Origin of the sequence: Streptomyces sp. NPDC006739, from assembly GCF_042869815.1 — a bacterium.
Classification (GTDB): Bacteria; Actinomycetota; Actinomycetes; order Streptomycetales; family Streptomycetaceae; genus Streptomyces.
Genome location: NZ_JBIAGM010000004.1, coordinates 178671 through 201582 on the forward strand (window position 1 = coordinate 178671; position 22912 = coordinate 201582).

The window sequence follows — 22912 nt, forward strand, 5'->3', positions numbered from 1 at the left end:
TGCCCCCGCTTCACCCTTCGGCTTGCCGGTAAATGATGGTGGTGCTGCCCACGACGATCCGCGAGCCGTCGCGGAGCGTAGCGCGGGTGGTGTGCTGTCCGTCCACCACGATGCCGTTGGTGGACCCGAGATCCTGGATCGTCGAGGGCGTTCCGGTCCGGATCTCGCAGTGCCGGCGGGAGACGCCGGGGTCGTCGATCCGCACGTCGGCGTCGGTGCTGCGGCCCAGCACCAGCGTCGCGCGGGAGATCTGGTGGCGGGTGCCGTTGATCTCGATCCAGTAGCGGGTGCGGCCGCCGCCCATCGGCGCGGCGGCGGGACGCTGGGTGGCGGGCTGCGGGTAGCCGTAGCCCCCGGGCCGGGCGCCGGGCGGCGGCGCGGCCGGCATCGGCGGCGCACCGGCGGGCGCGGCGGGCGGCGGGAAGCCGTGACCGGGACGGCCGGTGGGCGGCGCGGACTGGGGGGCCGCGGGCGCGGCGGGCGCCTGCTGGCTGCTGGAGGAGGCGAGGGTGCGGCTGCGCACCCGGTACAGACCGGTGTCCAGGTCGTCGGCCTTCTCCAGGTTGACCTTGATCGGTCCCATGAAGGTGTAGCGCTGCTGCTTGGCGTAGTCGCGGACCATGCCGGCCAGCTCGTCGCCCAGCTGCCCCGAGTAGGGGCTGAGCCGCTCGAAGTCCGGCGTGCTCAGCTCCACGATGAAGTCATTGGGTACGACCGTGCGGTCGCGGTTCCAGATCGTCGCGTTGTTGTCGCACTCCCGCTGGAGCGCGCCGGCGATCTCCACCGGCTGGACCTCGGACTTGAACACCTTGGCGAAGGTGCCGTTGACCAGACCTTCGAGACGCTGCTCGAACTTCTTCAGGACTCCCATGGGGCACCTCCTCCGTCGCTGCTGCTCTTCGCCGCTCTTCCTTGTCCTGCTTACTGATCGTATCCACGCGCCCGGCAATCAGCCGGTTCCCCCAGCGGCTCCCCTTCGAACTCCTCGTGCCAAGGATCGTAGAGGCGGCCCGAGACCAGTGTCCCGCACCTGGCTGTGGACCCGGTCCGCTCCTGAGGAGATGACCATGACCGGTACGAGGTTGATACGTGCCCGGGACGGAAGAAGGGATGTGAACCCGCCCTGTCCGACGTGCTAATGTTCTGGATGTCGGAAGGGGCCAGCCCACAAGGGCCGGAACCGGAGGACACACCCAATGCGCGGGTGGCGGAATAGGCAGACGCGCTGGATTCAGGTTCCAGTGCCCGCAAGGGCGTGGGGGTTCAACTCCCCCCTCGCGCACAGAGATCAAGGGCCCATCGTGAAAACGATGGGCCCTTGATCGTTTGTCGGGCCGCTTGTGTTCGAGATGTGATGAGTCTCTCAAGGTGGCCGAGGTCACGTGGGGCTCCCGAGCCTGTGCGGTCCGGACGAGTTGATGTCCGTGCCGGTGATCGTCTGATATTCGTGTGGTGATCGTTCAGGCGTGTGTTCGGGGGAGGCGGTCGCGGTGACCGAGGCCGGAGCAGGTACGGGGCGGGAGCGCAGGCTCCCCCAGGTGCGCGGGTTCGCCCAGTGGCCGCCGCAGGGCTCGGCGAAGGACGAGGGCAAGGCGCTGCGCGCGAGCGTGCCGCGCTCCGCACACCTCGTCCTCGACCTCGACGCCGGCCGCCCGGACGCGGTGAGCGCGGTGGAGGAGTCCAACCGCGGCCGGATACCGGAGCTGACCCCGATACGGGTGGGCCGGATGGCGGCGACGCCGTTCGCCTTCCTGCGGGGTTCGGCCGGCCTCATGGCGTACGACCTGGCCCGTACCCCCACGACCGGGATCGGCACCCAGATCTGCGGTGACGCGCACGCGGCCAACTTCGGCCTGTACGCGGACGCCCGCGGCGGTCTCGTCATCGACCTCAACGACTTCGACGAGACGGCGCACGGCCCCTGGGAGTGGGACCTGAAGCGGCTGGCCGCCTCGCTGGTGCTGGCCGGGCGGGAGGCGGGGGCCGACGAGGACACCTGCCGCAAGGCGGCCTACGACGCGACGGGCGCCTACCGGCGCACCATGCGCCTGTTGGCGAAGCTGCCGGTGCTGGACGCCTGGAACGCCATCGCGGACGAGGAACTGGTCTCCCACACCGACGCCCACGACCTGCTCGGCACGCTGGCCCGGGTCTCGGAGAAGGCGCGGGCCAACACCAGCGGGCGGTTCGCCGCGAAGTCCACCGAGGCCGCCGAGGAGGGCGGCCGCCGGTTCGTCGACGCGGCGCCGGTGCTGCGGCGGGTCGGGGACGCGGAGGCGGCGGCGGTGACGGCGTCCCTGGAGGAGTACCTGACGACCCTCTCCGAGGACCGCCACCCGCTGCTCGCCCGGCACGCGGTGCACGACGTGGCCTTCCGGGTGGTCGGCACGGGCAGCGTGGGCGCCCGGTCCTACGTCGTGCTGCTCCTGGACCACCGGGGCGAGCCGCTGGTGCTGCAGGTGAAGGAGGCCCGGCCGTCGGCGCTGGTCCCGCATCTGGCCACGGCCGGCTTCGAGACGCCGGTGGTCGACCACGAGGGGCGTCGGGTGGTCCTGGGCCAGAAGCGGATGCAGGTCGTCAGCGACATCCTGCTCGGCTGGACGACGGTGGCGGGGCGGCCCTTCCAGGTACGTCAGTTCCGCAACCGCAAGGGCAGCGTCGACCCCGCCGCGCTCGCCGCCGACCAGATCGACGACTACGGCCGGATGACCGGCGCCCTGCTGGCCCGCGCCCACTCGCACAGCGCCGACCCGCGCCTGATCGCCGGCTACTGCGGCAAGAACGAGGAGCTGGACGAGGCGGTGGCCGACTTCGCCCTCGCCTACGCCGACCGCACCGAGGCGGACCACGCCGATCTGGTGGCGGCCGTGCGCTCCGGCCGGATCGCCGCTGAGCTGGGGATATAGGCACGTGCCCGGCGTTTGACGAATGGGCCTAGGCTGGTGGCGTGACGACCCCGGAAGCTGAAGAGTCCCAGGCACCGCGGCCCGAGGAACGGCTGGAGAGGGCCGTGCGGGCCGCCGAGCAGGCGTTGATCGAGTACGAGATCGCGGTGGAGACCTTCCGCGTCGAAGTCGAGAACTTCTCCCGGCTGCACGAGCAGAAGCTGGGTCCTCTGTACCTCCGGCTGGAGGAACTGGACGCGCGGATCGCCGAGGCCCGTGCCGCCCGCACCGGCGATCCGGAGGACATCCGCCGCGCCGAGGAGGCCCGCGCCCGGGTCCTGCCGATGCCCGGGGTCGAGGAACTGATGAACGGCTGGATGGACGGGCAGGGCCTGTTCCCGGAGGCCGCCGCGATGCTCACCGACCAGCAGGTACGGCCCCCGGAGCGGGTGCGTCCCAGCGAGGAGGCGCGACGGCTCTACCGGGACCTGGCCCGCAAGGCCCACCCCGACCTGGCCCAGGAGGACGCCGAGCGGGAACGGCGCGAGGAGTTCATCACCCGCGTCAACGCCGCCTACGCCCGCGGCGACGAGGCGCTGCTGCGGGAGCTGGCCGAGGAGTGGGCGGCGGGCCCGGTACCGGCCGAGCGGCGCCCGAGCCGCGGCGAGGAGCTGTACGCCCGTCTGGAATGGCTCGCCCAGCGCAAGGAACTGCTCACCCTGGTCGCCCGCGAACTGGAGGACGGCGCGATCGCCGGGATGCTGCGGCTGGCCCCGGACGACCCCGACGCCCTGCTGGACGAGATCGCCGGGAAGCTGCGGGCCGACGTGGCGCAGCGGGAGGCGGAGCTGGCGGCACTGTTGGCGCAGGAATAGGTGCCGCTGTCGCGGGCGGGCCGTCGGGTAGCGTCTTCGGTATGAACTTCGGAGCTGGTGTGCCCACGGTGGAGGTCACGGACCTCAAGGACGACGACTTCCTGCTGGACGTCCGCGAGGACGACGAGTGGCAGGCGGGCCACGCCGAGGGGGCGCTGCACATTCCCATCAGCGAGTTCGTCGCCCGGTACGGCGAGCTGACCGAGGCCGCCCCGCAGGACGGCCGGGTCCACGTGATCTGCCGCTCCGGCGGCCGCTCGGCCCAGGTCACGATGTACCTGGTCCAGCAGGGCATCGACGCCGTGAACGTGGACGGCGGCATGCAGGTCTGGCAGGCCGCCGGCCGCCCCGTGGTCACGGACGAGGGCCGGCCGGGCTCCGTCCTGTAACGCGCGCGCAGGCCGGGGACGGGTCGCGGGGGAGCGGTCGGTGAGCCGCGTCGGTCAGGCGAGCGGATGCGCCGCCAGCAGATCCCCCAGTTCCTCCTCGTAGGCCGCCGCCGGGCCGAGCGCCAGCTCCAGGTGCTTGGCCCAGGCGTGGTACCGGTGCAGCGGGTAGTCGGTGTCGGCGCCGAACCCGCCGTGCAGGTGCTGCGCCGTCTGCACCACCCGACGTACCCCCTCCGACGCCCAGATCTTGGCCACGGCCACGTCTCCGAAGGCGGGCAGCACCCCCTGCGCGCCGGAGCCGATCCGCCAGGCGGCCTGCCACAGGGTGGCCTCCATGGCCCGCAGGTCGATGTACCGGTCGGCGGCCTGCACGGCGACGGCCTGGAAGGTCGCGACCGGATACCCGAACTGCTCCCGCTTTCCGGTGTACTCGCTCGTCATCCGCAGCACCCGCTCGCCCAGCCCGAGGGCCAGCGCACAGGTCCCGGTGGCCAGCAGCGCCCGCAGCCACTCCCAGGCGCCGTCGGCCTCGACGACGTCCCCGGCCGCGATCCGAACGGACTCCAGCCGCAGCTCTCCGAGCCGCTCCCCACTGGTGGAGACCTGCTCGGCCAGGGCCGCCCCGACCTGCCCGGGGGCCACCAGCGCGAGCACGGTCCGCCCGGCTCCCACGGCCGCGTCGGTGGCGTCGGTGCGCGCCGGTACGACGACGAGGTCGGCGCCGTACGCCCACGGCACCCCCGTCTGCACCCCGTCCAGCACCCACACCTCCCCCTCCCGCCGCGCGGAGACGGCGAGTTCGGCGCCGTCGTGACCGGTACGGCCGTTGGCCGCGACGGTCAGCACCAGTTCACCGCGCCCCGCCCGAGCCAGCAGCCGCTCCCCCAACTCCCTGCCACCGAAGGCCTGTACGGCCGCTGCCGCCGCGCTGCTCTCCAGCAACGGCACCCGGGCGAGCACCTTCGCCGACTCCCGCAGCACCAGACACAGCGCGATGGCGTCCAGGCCGGCCCCGCCGTACTCCTCGCCGAGCAGCAGGCTCAGCAGATCGGCGTGGGCGAGCCTGTCCCACAGCGCCCGGTCGAAGTCCTCGGCGACGGCGCCCGTGGTGCGGGCGGGGCTGGGCACCGCGTCCGGTGCGACCCCGGTGAACACCCCCCGCGCCGCCTCGGCCGCCGCCAGCTGCTCCTCGGTGAAGGTGAAGTCCACGACCCTGTCCTCCCGGCGGTCCGCCGACCGGATGCGACGATGTAGATCTGACGGTCCGTCAAGATAGAACAGGTTCTAGGAGAAGGGAACGGGGCGTCACCCACAGGTGTCCGGCGGTCCGAGAGTCGACGTTCTCAGCGGGCCCCCGGGCTCAGCGGGCCCCCGGGCTCAGCGGGCCCGGCGGGCTCAGCGGTCGAAGTCCAGCTCCACCCTCTCCGTCACCGGATGCGACTGGCAGGCCAGCACGTACCCGGCCTCCGTCTCCTCCGCCTCCAGCGCGAAGTTGCGGTCCATCCGCACCTCGCCCGCGACCAGGAAGGCCCGGCAGGTCCCGCACACCCCGCCCTTGCAGGCGTAGGGCGCGTCGGGCCGGTTGCGCAGCACCGTCTCCAGCAGGGACTCCCCGTCCCGGACCGGCCAGCTGCCGCCACGCCCGTCCAGCCGTGCGGTCACGGTGCTGTGCGCGGGCGCCGGCGCGGTCGCCGCCGGGGCCGGGCTCCCGTCCACGTGGAAGATCTCCTCATGGACCCTGGCCCGGTCCACCCCGAGGTCCCGCAGCGCCTTCTCCGCCCCCTGCACCAGCCCGAACGGCCCGCACAGGAACCACCCCGCCACCGCCGCCACCGGCAGCAGCGCGGGCAGCAGGCTCACCAGCCGCTCCCGGTCGAGCCGCCCAGACGGCAGTCCGGCCTGCTGCTCCTCCCGGGAGAGCACGGTGACCAGCTGCAGCCGCTCGGGATAGCGGTCCTTGAGGTCGGCGACCTCCTCCAGGAACATCGTCGAGGCGGCCGTACGGTCGCTGCGTATCAGACAGAACCGGGCGCCGGGCTCGCGCGCCAGCAGCGTCGAGACGATCGACAGGACCGGGGTGATGCCGCTGCCGCCGACGATCGCCGCGTACAGACCGGGCGCCGGTTCGAGGGTGAAGCGTCCGGCCGGGGTCATCACCTCCAGTTCGTCCCCGACGCCGATCTCCTTCAGCGCGTACGTGGAGAAGGCACCGCCCTCGACCAGGCGCACCCCGACCCGCAGGGTGTCCGGCCCCTCGGGACCCGGGGCGGGCGAGCAGATCGAGTAGGTCCGCCGTATCTCCGTGCCGTCGGACCGCCGGCGCAGGGCGAGATGCTGGCCGGCCGCGTGCCGGTACTCCGCGCGCAGCCCGGGCGGGACGGTCAGGGTCAGGGCCACGGAGTCGTCGGTGAGCCGCTCGACCGCGGCCACCGGGAGCGGGTGGAAGCGCGCCATCACAGCTCCTTGAAGTGGTCGAACGGCTCCCGGCAGGCCAGGCAGCGGCGCAGCGCCTTGCACGCGGTGGAGGAGAACCGGCTGAGCAGCTCGGTGTCGGCGGAGCCGCAGTGCGGACAGTGCACGGCCGCGTGTTCGCCTTCGGATTCCCCTCCCGATGCGGCCGCGGATACGGCTTCGGATACGGCTTCGGATACGGCTTCGGACCCGGTCGTCCGGGTCGGGCCCAGGGTCAGGGGCACCTGGCCGCCGGCCTGTCGGACGCGCGGGGGAGCGATGCCGAACTCCCGCAGCTTGCGGCGCCCTTCGGCCGTGATGTCGTCGGTCGACCAGGCGGGAGTGAGCACCGTGCGGACGGTGACCTCGCGCACGCCGTGCTCGCGCAGGATCCGCTCTATGTCCGTGGACATCGCCTCGACGGCCGGGCAGCCGGTGTAGGTGGGGGTCAGCTCCACCTCGACCGCGCCCGTGTCCGTGAGGTGCACCGCGCGCAGCACACCCAGTTCCTCCAGGGTGAGCACGGGCAGCTCCGGGTCGGGGACCGAGCCGGCCAGCGCCAGCAGCTCCGCCTCCAGGGCGGTGGCCGTCACCATGACGCCCCCGGGTGACTGCGGTGCAGATGCTGCATCTCGGCGAGCATCCGCCCGAAGGACTCGGTGTGCACACCCTGCCGGCCGGCGCCCGCCGACCAGGCGCCGGTCCGCGGCCCGTCCGGGACGGTGAGGGTGGCCCGGTGCAGCACGTCCGTCACGGACTCCAGCCATGCCGTCTCCATCCCGGCCCAGTCGGCGTCCAGGCCCTCCACCGGCTGGAACGGCTCCCCGGTGAACCGCCACAGCGCCGCACACGCCCGCCGCATCCGCTGGTGGCTGTCCTCGGTGCCGTCGCCGAGCCGCAGCGTCCACTGCTCGGCGTGGTCGCGGTGGTAGGCGACCTCCTTGACCGCCTTCGCGGCCAGCGGGGCGAAGGGGCCCTGCCCGGCGGCCAGTTCTGTGTAGAGCAGCTGCTGGTAGGTGGAGAAGTACAGCTGACGGGCGATGGTGTGGGCGAAGTCGCCGTTCGGCTGCTCGGTCAGCTGCAGGTTGCGAAAGGCGCGTTCCTCGCGCAGATAGGCCAGCTCGTCCTCGTCGCCCGCCATCGACAGCAGGAGGCGGGCCTGGCCGAGCAGGTCCAGCGCGATGTTGGCCAGGGCGACCTCCTCCTCCAGGACCGGGGCGTGGCCGGCCCACTCCCCCAGACGGTGGGAGAGCACCAGGGCGTCGTCGCCGAGGGCGAGCGCGGCGGTCGCGGGGACGGTGGCGGTCACAGGTGCTTCACCCCTTCCGGGATCTCGTAGAAGGTGGGGTGCCGGTAGGGCTTGTCGGCGGCCGGTTCGAAGAACGGGTCCTTCTCGTCGGGCGAGGACGCGGTGATCGCGGCGGCCGGGACGACCCAGATCGAGACGCCCTCGCCGCGCCGGGTGTACAGGTCGCGGGCGTTGCGCAGGGCGAGTTCCGCGTCGGGCGCGTGCAGGCTGCCGGCGTGGGTGTGGGAGAGACCGCGCCGGGAGCGCACGAAGACCTCCCACAGGGGCCAGTCGGTGTTCGTCATGCTCGCGTCGCTCCTGTCCCACCGGTGTCCCCGGTGTGCTTGGCCGCGTAGGCCACCGCCGCCTCCCGGACCCAGGCTCCCTCGTCGTGGGCCCGCCTGCGCTGGGTGATCCGCTGTTCGTTGCACGGGCCGTTGCCCTTGAGGACCTCCCAGAACTCCGTCCAGTCGATCGCTCCGAAGTCGTGCTGCTTCCGCTCCTCGTTCCACCGGAGGTCCGGGTCCGGCAGGGTCAGGCCCAGTGACTCGGCCTGGGGGACGCAGATGTCGACGAACCGCTGGCGCAGCTCGTCGTTCGAGTGGCGCTTGATCTTCCACTCCATGGACTGCGCGGAATGCTGTGACTCGTCGTCGGGCGGGCCGAACATCATCAGCGACGGCCACCACCAGCGGTCCACCGCGTCCTGCGCCATCGCGTGCTGCTCCTCGGTGCCCTTGCTGAGGGCCAGCAGCAGCTCGTACCCCTGGCGCTGGTGGAAGGACTCCTCCTTGCAGATCCGCACCATCGCGCGGGCGTACGGACCGTAGGAGCAGCGGCACAGCGGGACCTGGTTGGTGATCGCGGCACCGTCCACCAGCCAGCCGATCGCGCCGACGTCCGCCCAGGTCAGGGTGGGGTAGTTGAAGATCGACGAGTACTTCTGGCGGCCGCTGTGCAGCTTGTCGAGCAGTTCGTCGCGGCCCGTCCCGAGGGTCTCGGCCGCGCTGTAGAGATACAGGCCGTGGCCCGCCTCGTCCTGCACCTTGGCCATCAGGATCGCCTTGCGGCGCAGACTGGGCGCCCGCGTGATCCAGTTGGCCTCCGGCTGCATGCCGATGATCTCGGAGTGGGCGTGCTGGGCGATCTGCCGGACCAGCGTCGCGCGGTAGGCGTCGGGCATCCAGTCACGTGGCTCGATGCGCTCCTCGGCGGCCACCGCGGCGTCGAAGGCACGCTCGTACGCCGCCGTGCCGGCGGTGTCCGGTGCGCCGTCCGCCGCTGTGCGGGCCGTGCGGTGCGCGGCTGCTGTGGCCATGCGGTCCCCCTGACCTCGGGCTCTGCCGTGAGCGTCGTCCCGACCGATCGTTCGGTCCGGTGCGATTCCATGGTGTGCCGGGCCGCCGCGGGTGTCAACCGCTGTGGAAAACGTGCCCGGCGGCCTGTGGACAACCTTCCGGTCCGGGCCGGTCGCGCCGCTGACGTGGCGATGGCCACGTGGCCCGGCCGCCCCTCGGGGCTGGGCCCGGCGGGTGAGGCTGAGTACCGTTCGTGCGAGCGCCCGGCAGTGGTGCTCGTGGGGCATGCGGTGCCGCGTCCCGCGGCGGGCGGCCGGATTACCGAGCGGAACCGGGGAGCGGGCGGAATGGACGCGTACGACGAGGACTCGAACGCCCGGCCGGCCTCCGACCCCGCGTCGCGGTCGGCCTCCGACCCCGCATCGCCTCCCGCCTCCGACCCGCCGGCCGCCGAGTCGCCGCCCGCGCCGGCCTCCCCTCCGCCGCCCCCGCAGCCCGTGTCCGAGCCCGTGTCCGAGCCCGTGTCCGAGCCCGTGCCCCCGCGCACCGGCGTCGCCGCCCTCTCCCCGTGCTACCGGGTAGGTGCGGCGCTGGCCCTCGCGGTCGTCGCCGTCGCCGTCTGCGCGCACCTCGGGATGGTGTTCCTCAGCGTGGCGCCGGCGAACACGATGACCAAGCAGCACGGCAAAGCGGTGGAGGAATGGGTGTATCCGGAGTTCGAGCAGAACTGGAAGCTGTTCGCGCCCAATCCGCTCCAGCAGAACATCGCCGTACAGGCGCGCGCCGAGGTGCGGGCGAAGGACGGCAGCGTGGTGACCACCGGCTGGACCGATCTGTCGGCCGAGGACGGCGCGGCCATCGACGGCAGCCTGCTGCCCAGCCACACCGTCCAGAACGAGCTGCGCCGCGCCTGGGACTTCTTCGTCGGCACGCACGACAACGACGCCCGTCCGGTGGGCCTGCGCGGCACGCTCTCCGAGGAGTACCTGCGCCGGATCGTGGTGATGCGCCTGCACCGGGAGGACGCGATCCGTCAGGAGGGGGTCGTCCAGCGCGTCCAGATCCGCTCCTGCACCACCGATGTGCCGCCGCCGAAGTGGAGCACCGAGCAGGTCTCCGGCAAGCCCGTCTACCGGGAGCTGCCGTGGTGGACGGTCACGGCGGACGAGGCCGCGGGAGGTGTGCGGTGAACCGTCTCGCGCTGACCGTCTCCCGGGGTATCGCCCGCGTGACCGAGTCGCCCCTCGGGCCGTACCAGACCGCCGTCATCCGTATCGGCTTCGCCGCGACGTGGCTGCTGTTCCTGCTGCGCGAGTTCCCGCACCACCAGGAGCTGTACGGCCCGAACGGTCCGTGGAACCTGGACCTGGCCCGGCAGCTGACCGCGGACAACCACGCCTTCACGGCCCTGACGTGGGCGAACGGACAGTTCTGGTTCGAGAGCTGTTACGCGCTGGCGCTCGTCTCCAGCGCCCTGCTGCTGCTGGGCTGGCGCACCCGCACCGCATCCGTGCTGTTCATGGTGGGTGTGCTGTCCCTGCAGAACCGCAGCGTCTTCGTGGGCGACGGCGGCGACAACGTCCTGCACCTGATGTCCTTCTACCTGGTGTTCACGCGCTGCGGACAGGTCTGGTCCCTCGACGCACGACGGGCGGCGCGCGCGTGTGCGCAGCGGCCCGGACGGCTCGCTCCCGACCGTGTGGGGCCGGTCCTGTGGGTGGTGTCCGGCACGGCGCTGGCCGTGGTGGCCCTGGCCGGCCGGCTCGGCGGCGGCCGGCTGGTGCCCGCGCTGCTGTGGGCGGTGTGGGTGGCGCTGGCCCTGTGGTGGGCCGCCGGGCGCCGGCCACGCTTGCGGCAGCCGCGGATCCTGCTGGACGTGATCGCCAACGTCCTGCACAACGGCGCCCTGTTCGTGATCATGGCGGAGGCGTGCCTGATCTACGCCACCGCCGGCTGGTACAAGATCCAGGGCTCCCGCTGGCAGGACGGCACCGCCGTCTACTACCCCCTCCACCTGGACTACTTCTCGCCCTGGCCCGGCCTCGCCGACCTGCTCTCGGCCAACGGCACCCTGGTGATGCTGGTGACCTACGGCACCGTCATCGTGCAGGTCGCCTTCCCGTTCACGCTGTTCAACCGGCGGGTCAAGAACGTCCTGCTGGCCCTGATGATGACCGAGCACGCCGTGATCGCGGTCGTCCTCGGCCTGCCGTTCTTCTCGCTGGCGATGATCGCGGCGGACTCGGTCTTCCTGCCCACCTCGTTCCTGCTCCGGCTCGGCGGCCGGGCGGCACGCGCGCGTGAGCGACTGGCCCGGCGGGACCGCCCGCTGCCACCGCCTCCCGCCCCGGGAGACACCGCGGGAGGGACCCGCGCAGACACCGCGGGAGAGCCCCCCGGAGACGCCACGGGGGCGAGGGAGACGGCCGCGTAGGCTCGCCCGCATGAGCGACCCCGTGATCCGCTGGCGCGAGCACGCCACCACCGCCGTACTGCTCGACGGCTTCCACGCCCTCAAGCACGCGCTGCGCTTCGGGGCCGACGTACCGGTCGCGGTCACCACCGGCCGGCGGGCCGCGCTCGCCCTCGCCGAGGAGCTGGCCCCGGACGTCCACAAGGCGCTGGACGCGCTCCTGACCGAGGTGCCGGAGGCCGTCTACGCGACCCTGGTGCCGCGCCCGCACCCCACCGGGGTCGCCGCCCTGGCCGTACGGCCCTCGCGCGAGGACCAGCTGCGCGCCCTGGCCCACACGCCCCGCACCGCCCCCGTCGTGGTCCTCGACAACCCGCGCAACCTGGGCAACGCGGGGGCGGTGATCCGGCTGGCCGCCGGTTTCGGTGCGACCGGGGTGGTCACCACCGGCACGCTCGACCCCTGGCACCCCACGGTGGTGCGCGGCGGCGCGGGACTGCACTTCGCGACCGCCGTGGAGCGGCTCGGCGTGGACGAGCTGCCCCCGGGACCGGTGTTCGCGCTCGACCCGGAGGGCGACGACATCCGGGGCGTGAGGCTCCCGGACGACGCCGTCCTGGCCTTCGGCTCCGAACGCAGCGGCCTGTCCGCCGAACTGCGCGCGCGGACCGACCACCTGCTGTCCCTGCCGATGCGCCCCCAGGTCTCCAGCTACAACCTCGCGACCAGCGTGGCCATGACGCTGTACCACTGGAGCGCCACGGTCTAGACCTCCCGGCGGACCTCCACCACGCGGAAGCGGCCTGCGACGAACGCCCCGTCGGTGAGCGCCGCGTTGGCCGCCGGATTGCCGCCCGAGCCGTGGAAGTCCGAGAAGGCGGCGGTCTGGTTGACGTACACGCCGCCGGTGAGGTTCAGCGACAGCTGGGCGGCCTCCTCCAGGCAGACCTCCGTGATCGCCTGTTCGACCTCGTCGTCCACCGTGTACGCGCCGACCGTCATCGCGCCCTTCTCGCGGACGGTGCGCCGCAGCAGTTCCACGGCGTGCGCCGCCGAGTCGACCGCGACGGCGAAGGAGACGGGCCCGAAGCACTCGCTCATGTAGGCGGCCTCGTCGTCCGGCTTGGCGCTGTCGAGCTTCACGATCACGGGCGTGCGCACCACCGCGTCCGGGAACTCCGGGTTGCCGACCTCCCGGGAGGCGAGGGCCACCTCGCCGAGCCCCGCCGCGGCCTCCAGGCGGGCCTTCACGTCCGGGTTGACGATCGCGCCCAGCAGGGCGTTCGCGCGCGCGTCGTCGCCGAGCAGGCCGTCCACCGAGCGGGCGAGGTCCGCGACCACCTCGTCGAAGGTCCTCGGGCCCTCCTCGGTGCGGATGCCGTCGCGCGGGATCAGCAGGTTCTGCGGGGTGGTGCACATCTGGCCGCTGTACAGGGACAGCGAGAAGGCCAGGTTGGAGAGCATCCCCTTGTAGTCGTCGGTCGAGTCGACGATCACCGTGTTGACGCCGGCCTTCTCCGTGTAGACCTGCGCCTGGCGGGCGTTGGCCTCCAGCCAGTCGCCGAAGGACGTCGAGCCCGTGTAGTCGATGATCCGGATCTCGGGGCGGGTGGCCAGCGTCCTGGCGACGCCCTCGCCGGGGCGCTCGGCGGCCAGCGCCACCAGGTTCGGGTCGAATCCGGACGCGGCGAGCACCTCGCGCGCGACCCGCACGGTGAGCGCGAGCGGCAGCACCGCGCGCGGGTGCGGCTTGACCAGGACCGCGTTGCCGGTGGCGAGGGAGGCGAACAGGCCCGGGAAGCCGTTCCAGGTCGGGAAGGTGTTGCAGCCGATGACCAGCGCGATCCCGCGCGGCACCGCCGTGAACCGCTTGCTCAGCGCCAGCGGGTCGCGCTTGCCCTGGGGCTTCGTCCATTCCGCCGTGTCGGGCGTGCGGACCTGCTCCACGTACGCGTACGCGACCGCCTCCAGACCGCGGTCCTGGGCGTGCGGGCCGCCCGCCTGGAACGCCATCATGAAGGCCTGGCCGGAGGTGTGCATGACGGCGTGCGCGAACTCGTGCGTCCGGTCGCTGATCCGCTTGAGGATCTCCAGACAGACCACGGCCCGGATCTCCGCCCCCGCGTCCCGCCAGGCCCGCTGGCCCGCCTTCATCGCGGGCAGCAGCACGTCGAGGTCCGGGTGCGGGTAGGTCACGCCCAGCTCGACGCCGTACGGCGAGACCTCGCCGCCCACCCAGTCGTCGGTGCCGGGCTGGCCGAGGTCCAGGCGGGTGCCCAGGAGGGCGTCGAAGGCGGCCTTGCCCGCCGCCGCGTCGAGGCTGCCGTGCTCGCCGTACGCCTTGGGGTGCTCGGGATGCGGAGACCAGTACGCGCGGGTGCGGATCGCTTCCAGCGCCTGGTCGAGCGTGGGCCGGTGCTTGGCGATCAGTTCGTGCGTGGTCGGTTCGGCGGCCATGCGGGACCAACTCCTCGTCTCAGAGAACTCTCCGTCGAGCTCATCGACCTGGCGGAAACATGGGCAGGAACAGCCGGTCAGAGTTAGAGTAACCGAACGATCGGTCGGGACAAGGGGGTCCGCCGCATCTGTGGAAAACCCCGTGCGGGAGGATCGCGCACATGACAGCACTCGACCTCAGCAGCCCCGTGGCCGTCGTCGGCACCGGCACCATGGGCCAGGGCATCGCCCAGGTCGCGCTGGTCGCGGGCCACCCCGTGCGGTTGTACGACGCCGTACCCGGGCGGGCCCGGGACGCGGCCGAAGCGATCGGCGCCCGCCTCGACCGGCTCGTGGCGAAGGACCGGCTGACCGCCGCCGACCGGGACGCGGCCCGCGCCCGCCTGAGGCCCGCCGAGACCCTGGCCGACCTGGCGGAGTGCGCGCTGGTCGTCGAGGCCGTCCTGGAGCGGCTGGACGTCAAGCAGCGGCTCTTCGGCGAGCTGGAGGACATCGTCGCCGACGACTGCCTGCTCGCCACCAACACCTCCTCCCTGTCGGTGACGGCCATCGGCGGCGCCCTGCGCAACCCCGGCCGCCTCGTCGGCCTGCACTTCTTCAACCCGGCCCCGCTGCTCCCGCTGGTCGAGGTCGTCTCCGGGTTCGCCACCGACGTCACGTCGGCCACGCGCGCGTACGAGATCGCCCGCGCCTGGGGCAAGACCCCGGTGGCCTGCGCCGACACCCCCGGGTTCATCGTCAACCGCATCGCCCGGCCGTTCTACGCGGAGGCCTTCGCCGTCCTCGAGGCCCAGGCCGCCGACCCCGCCACCATCGACGCCGTCCTGCGCGAGTGCGGCGGCTTCCGGATGGGCGCGTTCGAGCTGACCGACCTGATCGGCCAGGACGTCAACGAGTCCGTCACCCACTCCGTGTGGGAGGCCTTCTTCCGGGACGTCCGCTTCACCCCTTCCCTGGCGCAGCGCCGCCTGGTCGAGTCCGGCCGTCTGGGCCGCAAGTCGGGACACGGCTGGTACGACTACGCGGACGGCGCCGAGCGGACCGAGCCGCACACCGCCGAGCAGGCCCGGCCGCCCGCCTACGTCGTCGCCGAGGGCGGTCTCGGCCCGGCGGCCGAGCTGCTCCCGCTGATCCGCGAGGCGGGCATCCAGGTCCGCGAGGAGGACGAGGACCACGGCACCCGCCTGGTGCTGCCCGGCGGCGGCCAGCTGGCCCTCGCCGACGGCCAGACCTCCGTCGAGTTCCGCGATGTCGTCTACTTCGATCTCGCCCTCGACTACCGCCGAGCCACCCGCATCGCCCTGTCCGCCTCCCAGGACACCTCCCCGCAGACCCTCGCCGAGGCCATCGGCCTCTTCCAGGCGCTCGGCAAGGACGTCAGCGTCATCGGCGACGTCCCCGGCATGATCGTCGCGCGCACGGTCGCCCGGATCGTCGACCTCGCGCACGACGCCGTGGCCAAGGGCGTGGCCACCGAGGAGGACATCGACACCGCGATGTGCCTGGGCGTCAACTACCCGCTCGGCCCCTTCGAGTGGAGCCGCCGGCTCGGCCGCGACTTCGCCTACGGCCTGCTGGACGACCTGCACCTGCGCGAACCCTCCGGCCGGTACGCGCCCTCCCTGGCGCTCTACCGCCACGCGTACGCCACCGACAAGCGGGAGGGCAGCGGCTCATGACCACCGCCAAGCGCGACACCTACACCCCCGAGACGCTGCTCACCGTCGCCGTCCAGGTCTTCAACGAACGCGGCTACGACGGCACCTCCATGGAGCACCTCTCCAAGGCGGCCGGCATCTCCAAGTCGTCGATCTACCACCACGTCTCCGGCAAGGAGGAGCTGCTGCGCCGCGCCGTCAGCCGGGCGCTGGACGGCCTTTTCGGCATCCTCGACGAGGAGCACGCGCGCGGGGGGCGGCCCGCGGACCGCCTGGAGCACGTCGTACGGCGCATGGTCGAGGTCCTCATAGCCGAGCTGCCCTACGTGACGCTGCTGCTGCGGGTGCGCGGCAACACCGGCACCGAGCGCTGGGCGCTGGAGCGGCGCCGCGACTTCGACCACCAGGTGGCCGAGCTGCTGAAGGCCGCGGCCGCCGACGGGGACGTGCGCGGGGACGTGGAGGTACGGCTGGCCACCCGGCTGGTCTTCGGGATGATCAACTCGATCGTGGAGTGGTACCGGCCCGACGGGCGCGGCATGAACGAGCGCGAGGTGGCGGACGCGGTGGTCCAGCTCGCCTTCGGCGGCCTGCGCAAGGACGTCTGAGGACAGGGACACGTCAGGGGCGCCTGAGGACAGGCCCCCTGAGGAGAGGGACCCTGAGGGCAGGGGTGTCTGAGGGCGAGAACGGCCGGAATCAGTCCTGCGGCTCCAGGTCCGCCTCCTCGAACACCAGCAGCGTGCGCGTGCTGAGCACCTCGGGGAGGGCCTGGAGACGGGTGAGTACCAGCTCGCGCAGCGCCCTGTTGTCCGGCGTGTGCACCAGCAGCAGCACGTCGAAGTCCCCGCCCACCAGGGCGATGTGGGAGGCCCCGGGCAGCTGGCTGAGCTGCTCGCGCACGGTGCGCCAGGTGTTCTGGACGATCTTCAGTGTGATGTACGCCGAGGTGCCCTGTCCGGCCCGCTCGTGGTCGACGCGGGCGCCGAAGCCCCGGATGACGCCGTCCTCGATGAGGCGGTTGATGCGGGCGTAGGCATTGGCGCGGGAGACGTGGACGCGTTCGGCGACGGACCGTATCGAGGCGCGGCCGTCCGTCTGCAGGATCTGCAGGATGTCCTGATCAATGGCGTCCAGCGGGCGCGGCGGCGGCAGGACGGCGCCGGCCTCCGGGCCCTCGGCCATTTGTTCAGGTGCCATGTGCCCCCGCCTCCCTGCCGTGGACGTAGTGCGTTCATTTCAGGTTGTGGAGAACCGTTTGTCCACAGCCTGACGGGGCCTGTAGCCAAAATGTGCCGACGACCGAACAATCGGTAGGTGAGACGGGTCACTGCCGACCCGCCTCCCGTACCGCTCCCACGAGGAGGTGCCGTCATGACGGTGATGGAGCAGCGAGGCGCGTACCGGCCTTCGCCGCCGCCCGCCTGGCAGCCCCGGATGGACCCCGCGCCGCTGCTGCCCGACGCGGAGCCGTACCGCGTCCTCGGCACCGACGCGGCCCTCCAGGCCGACCCGGAACTGCTGCGCCGGCTCTACGCCCTGCTGGTCCGCGGCCGCCGCTACAACGCCCAGGCCACCGCCCTGACCAAGCAGGGCCGCCTGGCCGTCTACCCCTCCACCACCGGCCAGGAGGCCTGCGAGGTGGCCGCCGCGCTCGCGCTGGAGGACCGCGACTGGCTCTTCCCCAGCTACCGCGACACCCTCGCCGTGGTCAGCCGGGGCGTCGACCCGGTCGAGGCGCTGACCCTGCTGCGCGGCGACTGGCACACCGGCTACGACCCCCGCGCGCACCGGGTGGCACCGCTGAGCACCCCCCTCGCCACCCAGCTCCCGCACGCCGTCGGCCTCGCCCACGCCGCCCGCCTCAAGGGCGACGACGTGGTCGCGCTCGCCATGGTCGGCGACGGCGGCACCAGCGAGGGCGACTTCCACGAGGCGCTGAACTTCGCCGCCGTCTGGCAGGCACCGGTCGTCTTCCTGGTCCAGAACAACGGCTTCGCCATCTCCGTCCCGCTCGCCAAGCAGACCGCCGCCCCCTCCCTGGCCCACAAGGCCGTCGGCTACGGCATGCCGGGCCGGCTGGTCGACGGCAACGACGCCGCCGCCGTGCACGAGGTCCTCGGCGCCGCCGTCCGGCAGGCGCGCGCGGGCGGCGGACCCACCCTGGTGGAGGCGGTCACCTACCGCATCGACGCCCACACCAACGCCGACGACGCCACCCGCTACCGGGGCGACACCGAGGTCGAGGCCTGGCGCGCGCACGACCCCGTCCAACTGCTGGAGCGCGAGCTGACCGGCCGCGGCCTGCTCGACGAGGACGGCATCCGGGCCGCCCGCGAGGACGCCGAGGCGATGGCCGCGGACCTGCGCGAGCGCATGAACCGTGACCCGAGGCTCGACCCCATGGACCTCTTCGACCACGTGTACGACGAGCCCACCGCGCAACTGCGCGAGCAGCGCGCCCTGCTGAGTGCCGAGCTGGAGGCCGAGCGGGCCGACCAGGGCGACGAAGAGCAGCCGGAAGGCGGCCACCGATGACCACTGTCGCCGTCAAGCCCGCCACCATGGCGCAGGCGCTGACCCGCGCACTGCGCGACGCGATGGCCGCCGACCCGGCCGTGCACGTCATGGGCGAGGACGTCGGCACGCTCGGCGGTGTCTTCCGGGTCACCGACGGCCTCGCCAAGGAGTTCGGCGAGGACCGCTGCACGGACACCCCGCTGGCCGAGGCGGGCATCCTCGGTACGGCCGTCGGCATGGCGATGTACGGCCTGCGCCCGGTCGTGGAGATGCAGTTCGACGCCTTCGCCTACCCCGCCTTCGAACAGCTGATCAGCCACGTCTCCCGGATGCGCAACCGCACCCGCGGCCGGATGCCCCTGCCCATCACCATCCGCGTCCCCTACGGCGGCGGCATCGGCGGTGTCGAGCACCACAGCGACTCCTCCGAGGCCTACTACATGGCCACCCCCGGGCTGCACGTGGTCACACCCGCGACCGTGGCCGACGCCTACGGGCTGCTGCGCGCGGCCATCGCCTCCGACGACCCGGTGGTCTTCTTCGAGCCCAAGCGGCTGTACTGGTCGAAGGACTCCTGGAACCCCGACCACCCCACCGACGTCGAACCGATCGGCCGCGCGGTGGTGCGACGCCCGGGCCGGAGCGCCACGCTCCTCACCTACGGCCCCTCCCTGCCCATCTGCCTGGAGGCCGCCGAGGCCGCACGCGCGGAGGGCTGGGACCTGGAGGTCGTCGACCTGCGCTCCCTGGTGCCGTTCGACGACGAGACGGTCTGCGCGGCGGTACGGCGCACCGGACGCGCGGTCGTCGTGCACGAGTCGGGCGGGTTCGGCGGCCCGGGCGGGGAGATCGCGGCCCGCGTCACCGAGCGCTGCTTCCACCACCTGGAGGCGCCGGTGCTGCGCGTCTCCGGGTTCGACATCCCCTACCCGCCCCCGATGCTGGAGCGGCACCACCTGCCCGGCGTCGACCGCATCCTGGACGCCGTGGCGCGTCTGCAGTGGGAGGCCGAGGGCTGATGGCACACGTGCTGGAGTTCAAGCTCCCCGACCTCGGGGAGGGACTGACCGAGGCGGAGATCGTCCGCTGGCTGGTGCGGGTCGGCGATGTCGTCGCCATCGACCAGCCGGTGGTCGAGGTCGAGACCGCCAAGGCGATGGTCGAGGTCCCCTGCCCCTACGGCGGCGTGGTCACCGCCCGCTTCGGCGAGGAGGGCACCGAACTGCCGGTAGGAGCGCCCCTGTTGACGGTGGCGGTCGGCGCACCGGCCCCCACGGACGCCCCGGAGGGCTCAGGCAACGTCCTGGTGGGCTACGGCACGGGCGCGCCGGCGGCGCGCCGGCGCCGGGTCCGGACGTCGGCGGTCGCGGACGGCGCGGCCGCCGAGAAGGCGTCGACGCGGCGGCCGGACCCCGTCCCGGCGCCCCACGCGCGCGTGGCCGCGCCCACGCCCGTCGAGGGCCCCGTGCCCGTGATCTCCCCCCTGGTCCGCCGCCTGGCCCGGGACAACGGCGTGGACCTGCGGCACCTGGTGGGCTCCGGACCGGACGGGCTGATCCTGCGGGCCGACGTGGAGGGCGCCCTGCGAGCCGGCACCGCCCCCGCCGGCCCGCGGGAAGCGGCGGACACACGGACCCCCGCTCCCTCCACGGCCGCCTCTGCCGCGGGCCTGCGCACCCCCCTGAAGGGCGTCCGCGGCGCCGTCGCCGACAAGCTCTCCCGCAGCCGCCGGGAGATCCCGGACGCCACCTGCTGGGTCGACGCCGACGCGACGGAACTGATGCGGGCGCGGACCGCCATGAACGCGGCCGGAGCGCCCAGGATCTCCCTCCTCGCGCTGCTCGCCCGTATCTGCTCCGCCGCCCTCGCCCGGTACCCCGAGCTGAACTCCTTCGTCGACATGGAGGCCAGGGAGGTCGTCCGGCTCGACCAGGTGCACCTCGGGTTCGCCGCGCAGACCGAGCGCGGACTGGTGGTGCCCGTCGTCCGCGACGCCCATGTGCGCGACGCGGAGTCGCTCACCGCGGAGTTCGCCCGGCTCACCGAGGCCGCCCGGACCGGCACGCTGACACCCGGCGAACTCACCGGCGGCACGTTCACGTTGAACAACTACGGCGTGTTCGGCGTCGACGGCTCCACACCGATCATCAACCACCCCGAGGCGGCCATGCTCGGCGTCGGCCGGATCGTCCCCAAGCCGTGGGTGCACGAGGGCGAGCTGGCGGTGCGCCAGGTCGTGCAGCTCTCGCTCACCTTCGACCACCGGGTCTGCGACGGCGGCACCGCGGGCGGTTTCCTGCGGTACGTGGCGGACTGCGTGGAGCAGCCGACCGTGCTTCTGCGCACCCTGTGATACTCGGGGGGTGACCCACGACTCCCCCCACGCTCATGAGGCTGCCGGGCCCGCCGAGCCGTACGACGCCGTCGTGCTGGCCGGCGGTGCCGCCCGGCGGCTCGGCGGGGTCGACAAGCCCGGCGTGCGCGTCGGCGGGCGCCCCCTGCTCGACCGGGTGCTCGCGGCCTGCGGCGACGCCCGCACCACCGTCGTCGTGGCCGCTCCCCGCCCCACCGCCCGCCCGGTGCGCTGGACTCGTGAGGAGCCGCCCGGCGCCGGACCGGTCGCCGCCCTCGAAGCCGGGCTGGTCCTCACCACCGCCGACCGTGTCGTCGTCCTCTCGGCCGACCTGCCCTTCCTCGGACCGGACACGGTACGACGGCTGCTGGCCGCCCTGAGCGCCACCGGCGCCGACGGTGCGCTGCTCACCGACGCCGACGCCCGCGACCAGCCCCTCGTGGCCGCGTACCGCACCGCCACCCTCCGCCGCGAGCTGACCGCGCTCGCCGCCGCGCACGACGGTCTGACCGGCCTGCCCCTGCGCCGGCTGACCGGCGCGCTCGACCTCACCCGTGTCCCGGACCCGCTCGCCTCCTTCGACTGCGACACCTGGGACGACATCGCCGACGCCAGGGCACGCATCAGGGAGCATGGACACGTGTTGGATGAATGGATCTCCGCAGTCAAGGACGAGCTGGGCATCGACCTCGACGTCGACACCGGTCTTCTGCTCGACCTGGCCCGCGACGCCGCGCACGGCGTGGCCCGCCCCGCCGCCCCGCTGACCACCTTCCTCGTCGGCTACGCGGCCGCCCGGGGCGGGCAGGGCCCCGAGGCGGTCGCCGAGGCCGCCCGCAAGGCCGCCGCGCTGGCCCTGCGCTGGGAGGAGGAGAACAGCGCCGCCGCCCCCCGGCCCGGCGCTCCCGCCCCCCGACCCGACGCCCCGGACGCCGGATGACCGCCCATGGCGTCCGGGACGGTGCCAGAGCCGGGAAGCCCGTGAAGCCCGGGAACCCCGAGAACCACGAGGACACCGACGACCTCGGCGTCGAGGAGGCCCTTGCCCTCGTGAGGGAACCCCGGGACGACAGCGCGCCCGCCGTGCCCCCGGCCGCCGGCGGCGAGCCCCTGGAACGGCACCGGGCCACACCCTGGCCCCGGGCCCGTGAGACCGCCGCCCGCGCGGCCCGGTCCGGTGCCCGCCGCCCGCCCGTCTCCGTGTCCCTCGCCGACGCCCTCGGGCTGGTCCTGGCAGCCCCCCTCGACGCCCTCACCGACCTGCCCTCCTTCGACACCTCCGCGATGGACGGCTGGGCGGTCGCCGGACCGGGCCCCTGGGCCGTCCGGGACGAGGGCGTCCTCGCCGGACAGGCGCAGCCCGGTCCGCTCACCGACGGCGAGGCGGTACGGATCGCCACCGGAGCCCGCATCCCGGCCGACACCACCGCCGTCCTGCGCACCGAACACGGCCGCACGGACACCCAGGGCAGGCTGCACGCCACCCGCGAGATGAGCCACGGCCAGGACATCCGCCCGCGCGGCCAGGAGTGCCGCAGCGGCGACCAGCTGCTGCCCGTCGGCACCCTGGTCACCCCGGCCGTGCTCGGCCTGGCCGCCGCCGCCGGATACGACACCCTCGCCGTCCTGCCCCGACCACGCGTCGAAGTCCTCGTACTGGGCGACGAGTTGCTGACCGAGGGAACCCCCCACGACGGTCTGATCCGGGACGCGCTCGGTCCGATGCTGCCGTCCTGGCTGCGCGCCCTCGGCGCCGAGGTCATCGCGGTGCGCCGGCTCGGCGACGACGCCAAGGCCCTGCGCAGGGCGATCACCGGCTCCCCGGCCGACCTCGTCGTCACCACCGGCGGCACCGCCTCCGGACCGGTCGACCATGTGCACCCGACCTTGGAGCGCATCGGCGCCGAACTCCTCGTCGACGGCGTCAAGGTCCGCCCCGGCCACCCCATGCTGCTGGCCCGCACCAAGGACGACCAGCACCTCGTCGGTCTGCCCGGCAACCCCCTGGCAGCGGTCTCCGGCCTGCTCACGCTCGCCGAACCCCTGCTGCGGACCCTCGCCGCCCACCCTGCCCCCGAGCCGTACACCCTGCCGGTGCGGGAGGCGGTGCACGGGCACCCGCACGACACCCGGCTCGTCCCGGTGGTCCTGCGCGGCGACCGGGCCGTGCCGCTGCACTACAACGGCCCGGCGATGCTGCGCGGAATCGCCGCCGCCGACGCGCTCGCGGTCGTACCGCCGGGCGGGGTTCCAGCGGGACAGGAGGCGGAGCTGCTCGACCTCCCGTGGGCAGCCGCCGGAATCGGGGTGTGTTTCACGTGAAAC

Annotated in this window: 22 protein-coding genes and 1 tRNA gene; 14 read left to right on the forward strand and 9 right to left on the reverse strand. The window is 73.3% G+C overall.

Going from position 1 to position 22912, the window contains the following annotated elements:
- Nucleotides 1-10: 10 nt before the first annotated feature.
- A complete protein-coding gene (locus tag ACFYMM_RS10615; protein ID WP_388385462.1) occupies nt 11-871 on the reverse strand; it encodes an FhaA domain-containing protein in 861 nt (286 codons plus the stop codon).
- Between the two features lie 327 nt (nt 872-1198).
- Here ACFYMM_RS10615 and ACFYMM_RS10620 point away from each other — a divergent pair.
- The 4 genes from ACFYMM_RS10620 (at nt 1199) to ACFYMM_RS10635 (ending at nt 4149) form a co-directional block, all read left to right on the forward strand.
- Nucleotides 1199-1282, forward strand: a tRNA-Leu gene (locus ACFYMM_RS10620).
- A gap of 208 nt (nt 1283-1490) precedes the next feature.
- Nucleotides 1491-2906 (forward strand): DUF2252 domain-containing protein, encoded by a 1416-nt coding sequence (locus tag ACFYMM_RS10625; protein ID WP_388385463.1) that lies wholly within the window; start codon nt 1491-1493, stop codon nt 2904-2906.
- Between the two features lie 41 nt (nt 2907-2947).
- Nucleotides 2948-3760, forward strand: coding sequence for a hypothetical protein (locus tag ACFYMM_RS10630; protein ID WP_388385464.1), 813 nt, complete (start codon nt 2948-2950; stop codon nt 3758-3760).
- A 59-nt stretch (nt 3761-3819) separates the two neighbouring features.
- Nucleotides 3820-4149 (forward strand): rhodanese-like domain-containing protein, encoded by a 330-nt coding sequence (locus ACFYMM_RS10635; protein ID WP_388385784.1) that lies wholly within the window; start codon nt 3820-3822, stop codon nt 4147-4149.
- Nucleotides 4150-4203: 54 nt separating this feature from the next.
- Here ACFYMM_RS10635 and ACFYMM_RS10640 read toward each other — a convergent pair whose 3' ends face one another.
- The 6 genes from ACFYMM_RS10640 to paaA all read right to left on the reverse strand — a co-directional run bounded on the left by ACFYMM_RS10640 (nt 4204) and on the right by paaA (nt 9206).
- The gene (locus ACFYMM_RS10640; RefSeq protein WP_388385465.1) at nt 4204-5358 is read right to left on the reverse strand and encodes an acyl-CoA dehydrogenase family protein; all 1155 of its coding nucleotides are present in this window, start codon (nt 5356-5358) and stop codon (nt 4204-4206) included.
- Nucleotides 5359-5544: 186 nt separating this feature from the next.
- Nucleotides 5545-6603, reverse strand: coding sequence for a 2Fe-2S iron-sulfur cluster-binding protein (locus tag ACFYMM_RS10645; RefSeq protein WP_388385466.1), 1059 nt, complete (start codon nt 6601-6603; stop codon nt 5545-5547).
- Nucleotides 6603-7196, reverse strand: a complete 594-nt coding sequence (gene paaD, locus ACFYMM_RS10650; protein WP_388385467.1) for a 1,2-phenylacetyl-CoA epoxidase subunit PaaD — start codon at nt 7194-7196, stop codon at nt 6603-6605. The genes ACFYMM_RS10645 and paaD overlap by 1 nt, the downstream gene beginning before the upstream one ends.
- Nucleotides 7190-7909, reverse strand: a complete 720-nt coding sequence (gene paaC / locus ACFYMM_RS10655) for a 1,2-phenylacetyl-CoA epoxidase subunit PaaC (protein WP_388385468.1) — start codon at nt 7907-7909, stop codon at nt 7190-7192. Before paaC ends, paaD begins: the two co-directional genes overlap by 7 nt.
- Entirely contained in the window at nt 7906-8193 is a 288-nt protein-coding gene (paaB, locus tag ACFYMM_RS10660; protein WP_094218582.1) for a 1,2-phenylacetyl-CoA epoxidase subunit PaaB, read from the reverse strand. The genes paaC and paaB overlap by 4 nt, the downstream gene beginning before the upstream one ends.
- Nucleotides 8190-9206: a 1,2-phenylacetyl-CoA epoxidase subunit PaaA gene (paaA, locus tag ACFYMM_RS10665; protein WP_388385469.1), complete on the reverse strand. Its 1017-nt coding sequence runs from the start codon at nt 9204-9206 to the stop codon at nt 8190-8192. The genes paaB and paaA overlap by 4 nt, the downstream gene beginning before the upstream one ends.
- A 327-nt stretch (nt 9207-9533) precedes the next feature.
- Between paaA and ACFYMM_RS10670 the strand changes: the two genes are divergently transcribed.
- Genes ACFYMM_RS10670 through ACFYMM_RS10680 form a run of 3 tightly spaced genes read left to right on the forward strand, consistent with a single transcriptional unit; the run spans nt 9534 to nt 12368 of the window.
- Complete coding sequence (locus ACFYMM_RS10670; protein WP_388385470.1) at nt 9534-10376, forward strand: DUF5819 family protein; 843 nt, start codon at nt 9534-9536, stop codon at nt 10374-10376.
- Complete coding sequence (locus ACFYMM_RS10675; protein WP_388385471.1) at nt 10373-11620, forward strand: HTTM domain-containing protein; 1248 nt, start codon at nt 10373-10375, stop codon at nt 11618-11620. The genes ACFYMM_RS10670 and ACFYMM_RS10675 overlap by 4 nt, the downstream gene beginning before the upstream one ends.
- Nucleotides 11621-11630: 10 nt before the next feature.
- Nucleotides 11631-12368, forward strand: a complete 738-nt coding sequence (locus tag ACFYMM_RS10680) for a TrmH family RNA methyltransferase (protein WP_388385472.1) — start codon at nt 11631-11633, stop codon at nt 12366-12368.
- Here ACFYMM_RS10680 and paaN read toward each other — a convergent pair.
- Nucleotides 12365-14056: a phenylacetic acid degradation protein PaaN gene (paaN, locus tag ACFYMM_RS10685; protein WP_388385473.1), complete on the reverse strand. Its 1692-nt coding sequence runs from the start codon at nt 14054-14056 to the stop codon at nt 12365-12367. The two genes, ACFYMM_RS10680 and paaN, sit on opposite strands and share 4 nt — an antisense overlap.
- 161 nt (nt 14057-14217) lie before the next feature.
- Between paaN and ACFYMM_RS10690 the strand changes: the two genes are divergently transcribed.
- Both ACFYMM_RS10690 and ACFYMM_RS10695 read left to right on the forward strand, forming a co-directional pair.
- Nucleotides 14218-15735, forward strand: coding sequence for a 3-hydroxyacyl-CoA dehydrogenase (locus tag ACFYMM_RS10690; protein WP_388385474.1), 1518 nt, complete (start codon nt 14218-14220; stop codon nt 15733-15735).
- Nucleotides 15732-16322 carry a TetR/AcrR family transcriptional regulator gene (locus ACFYMM_RS10695; protein ID WP_388385475.1) on the forward strand — a complete coding sequence of 197 codons (591 nt, stop codon included), beginning with the start codon at nt 15732-15734 and terminating at the stop codon, nt 16320-16322. The genes ACFYMM_RS10690 and ACFYMM_RS10695 overlap by 4 nt, the downstream gene beginning before the upstream one ends.
- 91 nt (nt 16323-16413) lie before the next feature.
- Here ACFYMM_RS10695 and ACFYMM_RS10700 read toward each other — a convergent pair whose 3' ends face one another.
- Complete coding sequence (locus tag ACFYMM_RS10700; protein ID WP_388385476.1) at nt 16414-16914, reverse strand: Lrp/AsnC family transcriptional regulator; 501 nt, start codon at nt 16912-16914, stop codon at nt 16414-16416.
- Between the two features lie 174 nt (nt 16915-17088).
- Between ACFYMM_RS10700 and pdhA the strand changes: the two genes are divergently transcribed.
- From pdhA to ACFYMM_RS10725, 5 genes are read left to right on the forward strand one after another with little or no spacing between them, the layout of a single operon-like run.
- On the forward strand, nt 17089-18252 hold the full coding sequence (pdhA, locus tag ACFYMM_RS10705) for a pyruvate dehydrogenase (acetyl-transferring) E1 component subunit alpha (RefSeq protein ID WP_388385477.1): 1164 nt from the start codon (nt 17089-17091) through the stop codon (nt 18250-18252).
- Complete coding sequence (locus tag ACFYMM_RS10710; RefSeq protein ID WP_388385478.1) at nt 18249-19253, forward strand: alpha-ketoacid dehydrogenase subunit beta; 1005 nt, start codon at nt 18249-18251, stop codon at nt 19251-19253. Before pdhA ends, ACFYMM_RS10710 begins: the two co-directional genes overlap by 4 nt.
- A complete protein-coding gene (locus ACFYMM_RS10715; RefSeq protein WP_388385479.1) occupies nt 19253-20587 on the forward strand; it encodes a dihydrolipoamide acetyltransferase family protein in 1335 nt (444 codons plus the stop codon). Before ACFYMM_RS10710 ends, ACFYMM_RS10715 begins: the two co-directional genes overlap by 1 nt.
- 10 nt (nt 20588-20597) lie before the next feature.
- Complete coding sequence (locus ACFYMM_RS10720; protein WP_388385480.1) at nt 20598-21527, forward strand: NTP transferase domain-containing protein; 930 nt, start codon at nt 20598-20600, stop codon at nt 21525-21527.
- Entirely contained in the window at nt 21524-22909 is a 1386-nt protein-coding gene (locus ACFYMM_RS10725) for a molybdopterin molybdotransferase MoeA (protein ID WP_388385481.1), read from the forward strand. Before ACFYMM_RS10720 ends, ACFYMM_RS10725 begins: the two co-directional genes overlap by 4 nt.
- Nucleotides 22910-22912 lie beyond the last annotated feature (3 nt).

Coding starts and splice junctions, on each gene's coding strand:
- ACFYMM_RS10645 (WP_388385466.1), bottom strand. CDS start 6,603: ATGGCGCGCTTCCACCCGCTCCCGGTGGCCGCGGTCGAGCGGCTCACC.
- ACFYMM_RS10725 (WP_388385481.1), top strand. CDS start 21,524: ATGACCGCCCATGGCGTCCGGGACGGTGCCAGAGCCGGGAAGCCCGTG.
- ACFYMM_RS10715 (WP_388385479.1), top strand. CDS start 19,253: ATGGCACACGTGCTGGAGTTCAAGCTCCCCGACCTCGGGGAGGGACTG.
- paaA (WP_388385469.1), bottom strand. CDS start 9,206: ATGGCCACAGCAGCCGCGCACCGCACGGCCCGCACAGCGGCGGACGGC.
- paaN (WP_388385473.1), bottom strand. CDS start 14,056: ATGGCCGCCGAACCGACCACGCACGAACTGATCGCCAAGCACCGGCCC.
- ACFYMM_RS10710 (WP_388385478.1), top strand. CDS start 18,249: ATGACCACTGTCGCCGTCAAGCCCGCCACCATGGCGCAGGCGCTGACC.
- ACFYMM_RS10690 (WP_388385474.1), top strand. CDS start 14,218: ATGACAGCACTCGACCTCAGCAGCCCCGTGGCCGTCGTCGGCACCGGC.
- ACFYMM_RS10695 (WP_388385475.1), top strand. CDS start 15,732: ATGACCACCGCCAAGCGCGACACCTACACCCCCGAGACGCTGCTCACC.
- pdhA (WP_388385477.1), top strand. CDS start 17,089: ATGACGGTGATGGAGCAGCGAGGCGCGTACCGGCCTTCGCCGCCGCCC.
- paaB (WP_094218582.1), bottom strand. CDS start 8,193: ATGACGAACACCGACTGGCCCCTGTGGGAGGTCTTCGTGCGCTCCCGG.
- ACFYMM_RS10670 (WP_388385470.1), top strand. CDS start 9,534: ATGGACGCGTACGACGAGGACTCGAACGCCCGGCCGGCCTCCGACCCC.
- ACFYMM_RS10680 (WP_388385472.1), top strand. CDS start 11,631: ATGAGCGACCCCGTGATCCGCTGGCGCGAGCACGCCACCACCGCCGTA.
- ACFYMM_RS10615 (WP_388385462.1), bottom strand. CDS start 871: ATGGGAGTCCTGAAGAAGTTCGAGCAGCGTCTCGAAGGTCTGGTCAAC.
- ACFYMM_RS10700 (WP_388385476.1), bottom strand. CDS start 16,914: ATGGCACCTGAACAAATGGCCGAGGGCCCGGAGGCCGGCGCCGTCCTG.
- paaD (WP_388385467.1), bottom strand. CDS start 7,196: ATGGTGACGGCCACCGCCCTGGAGGCGGAGCTGCTGGCGCTGGCCGGC.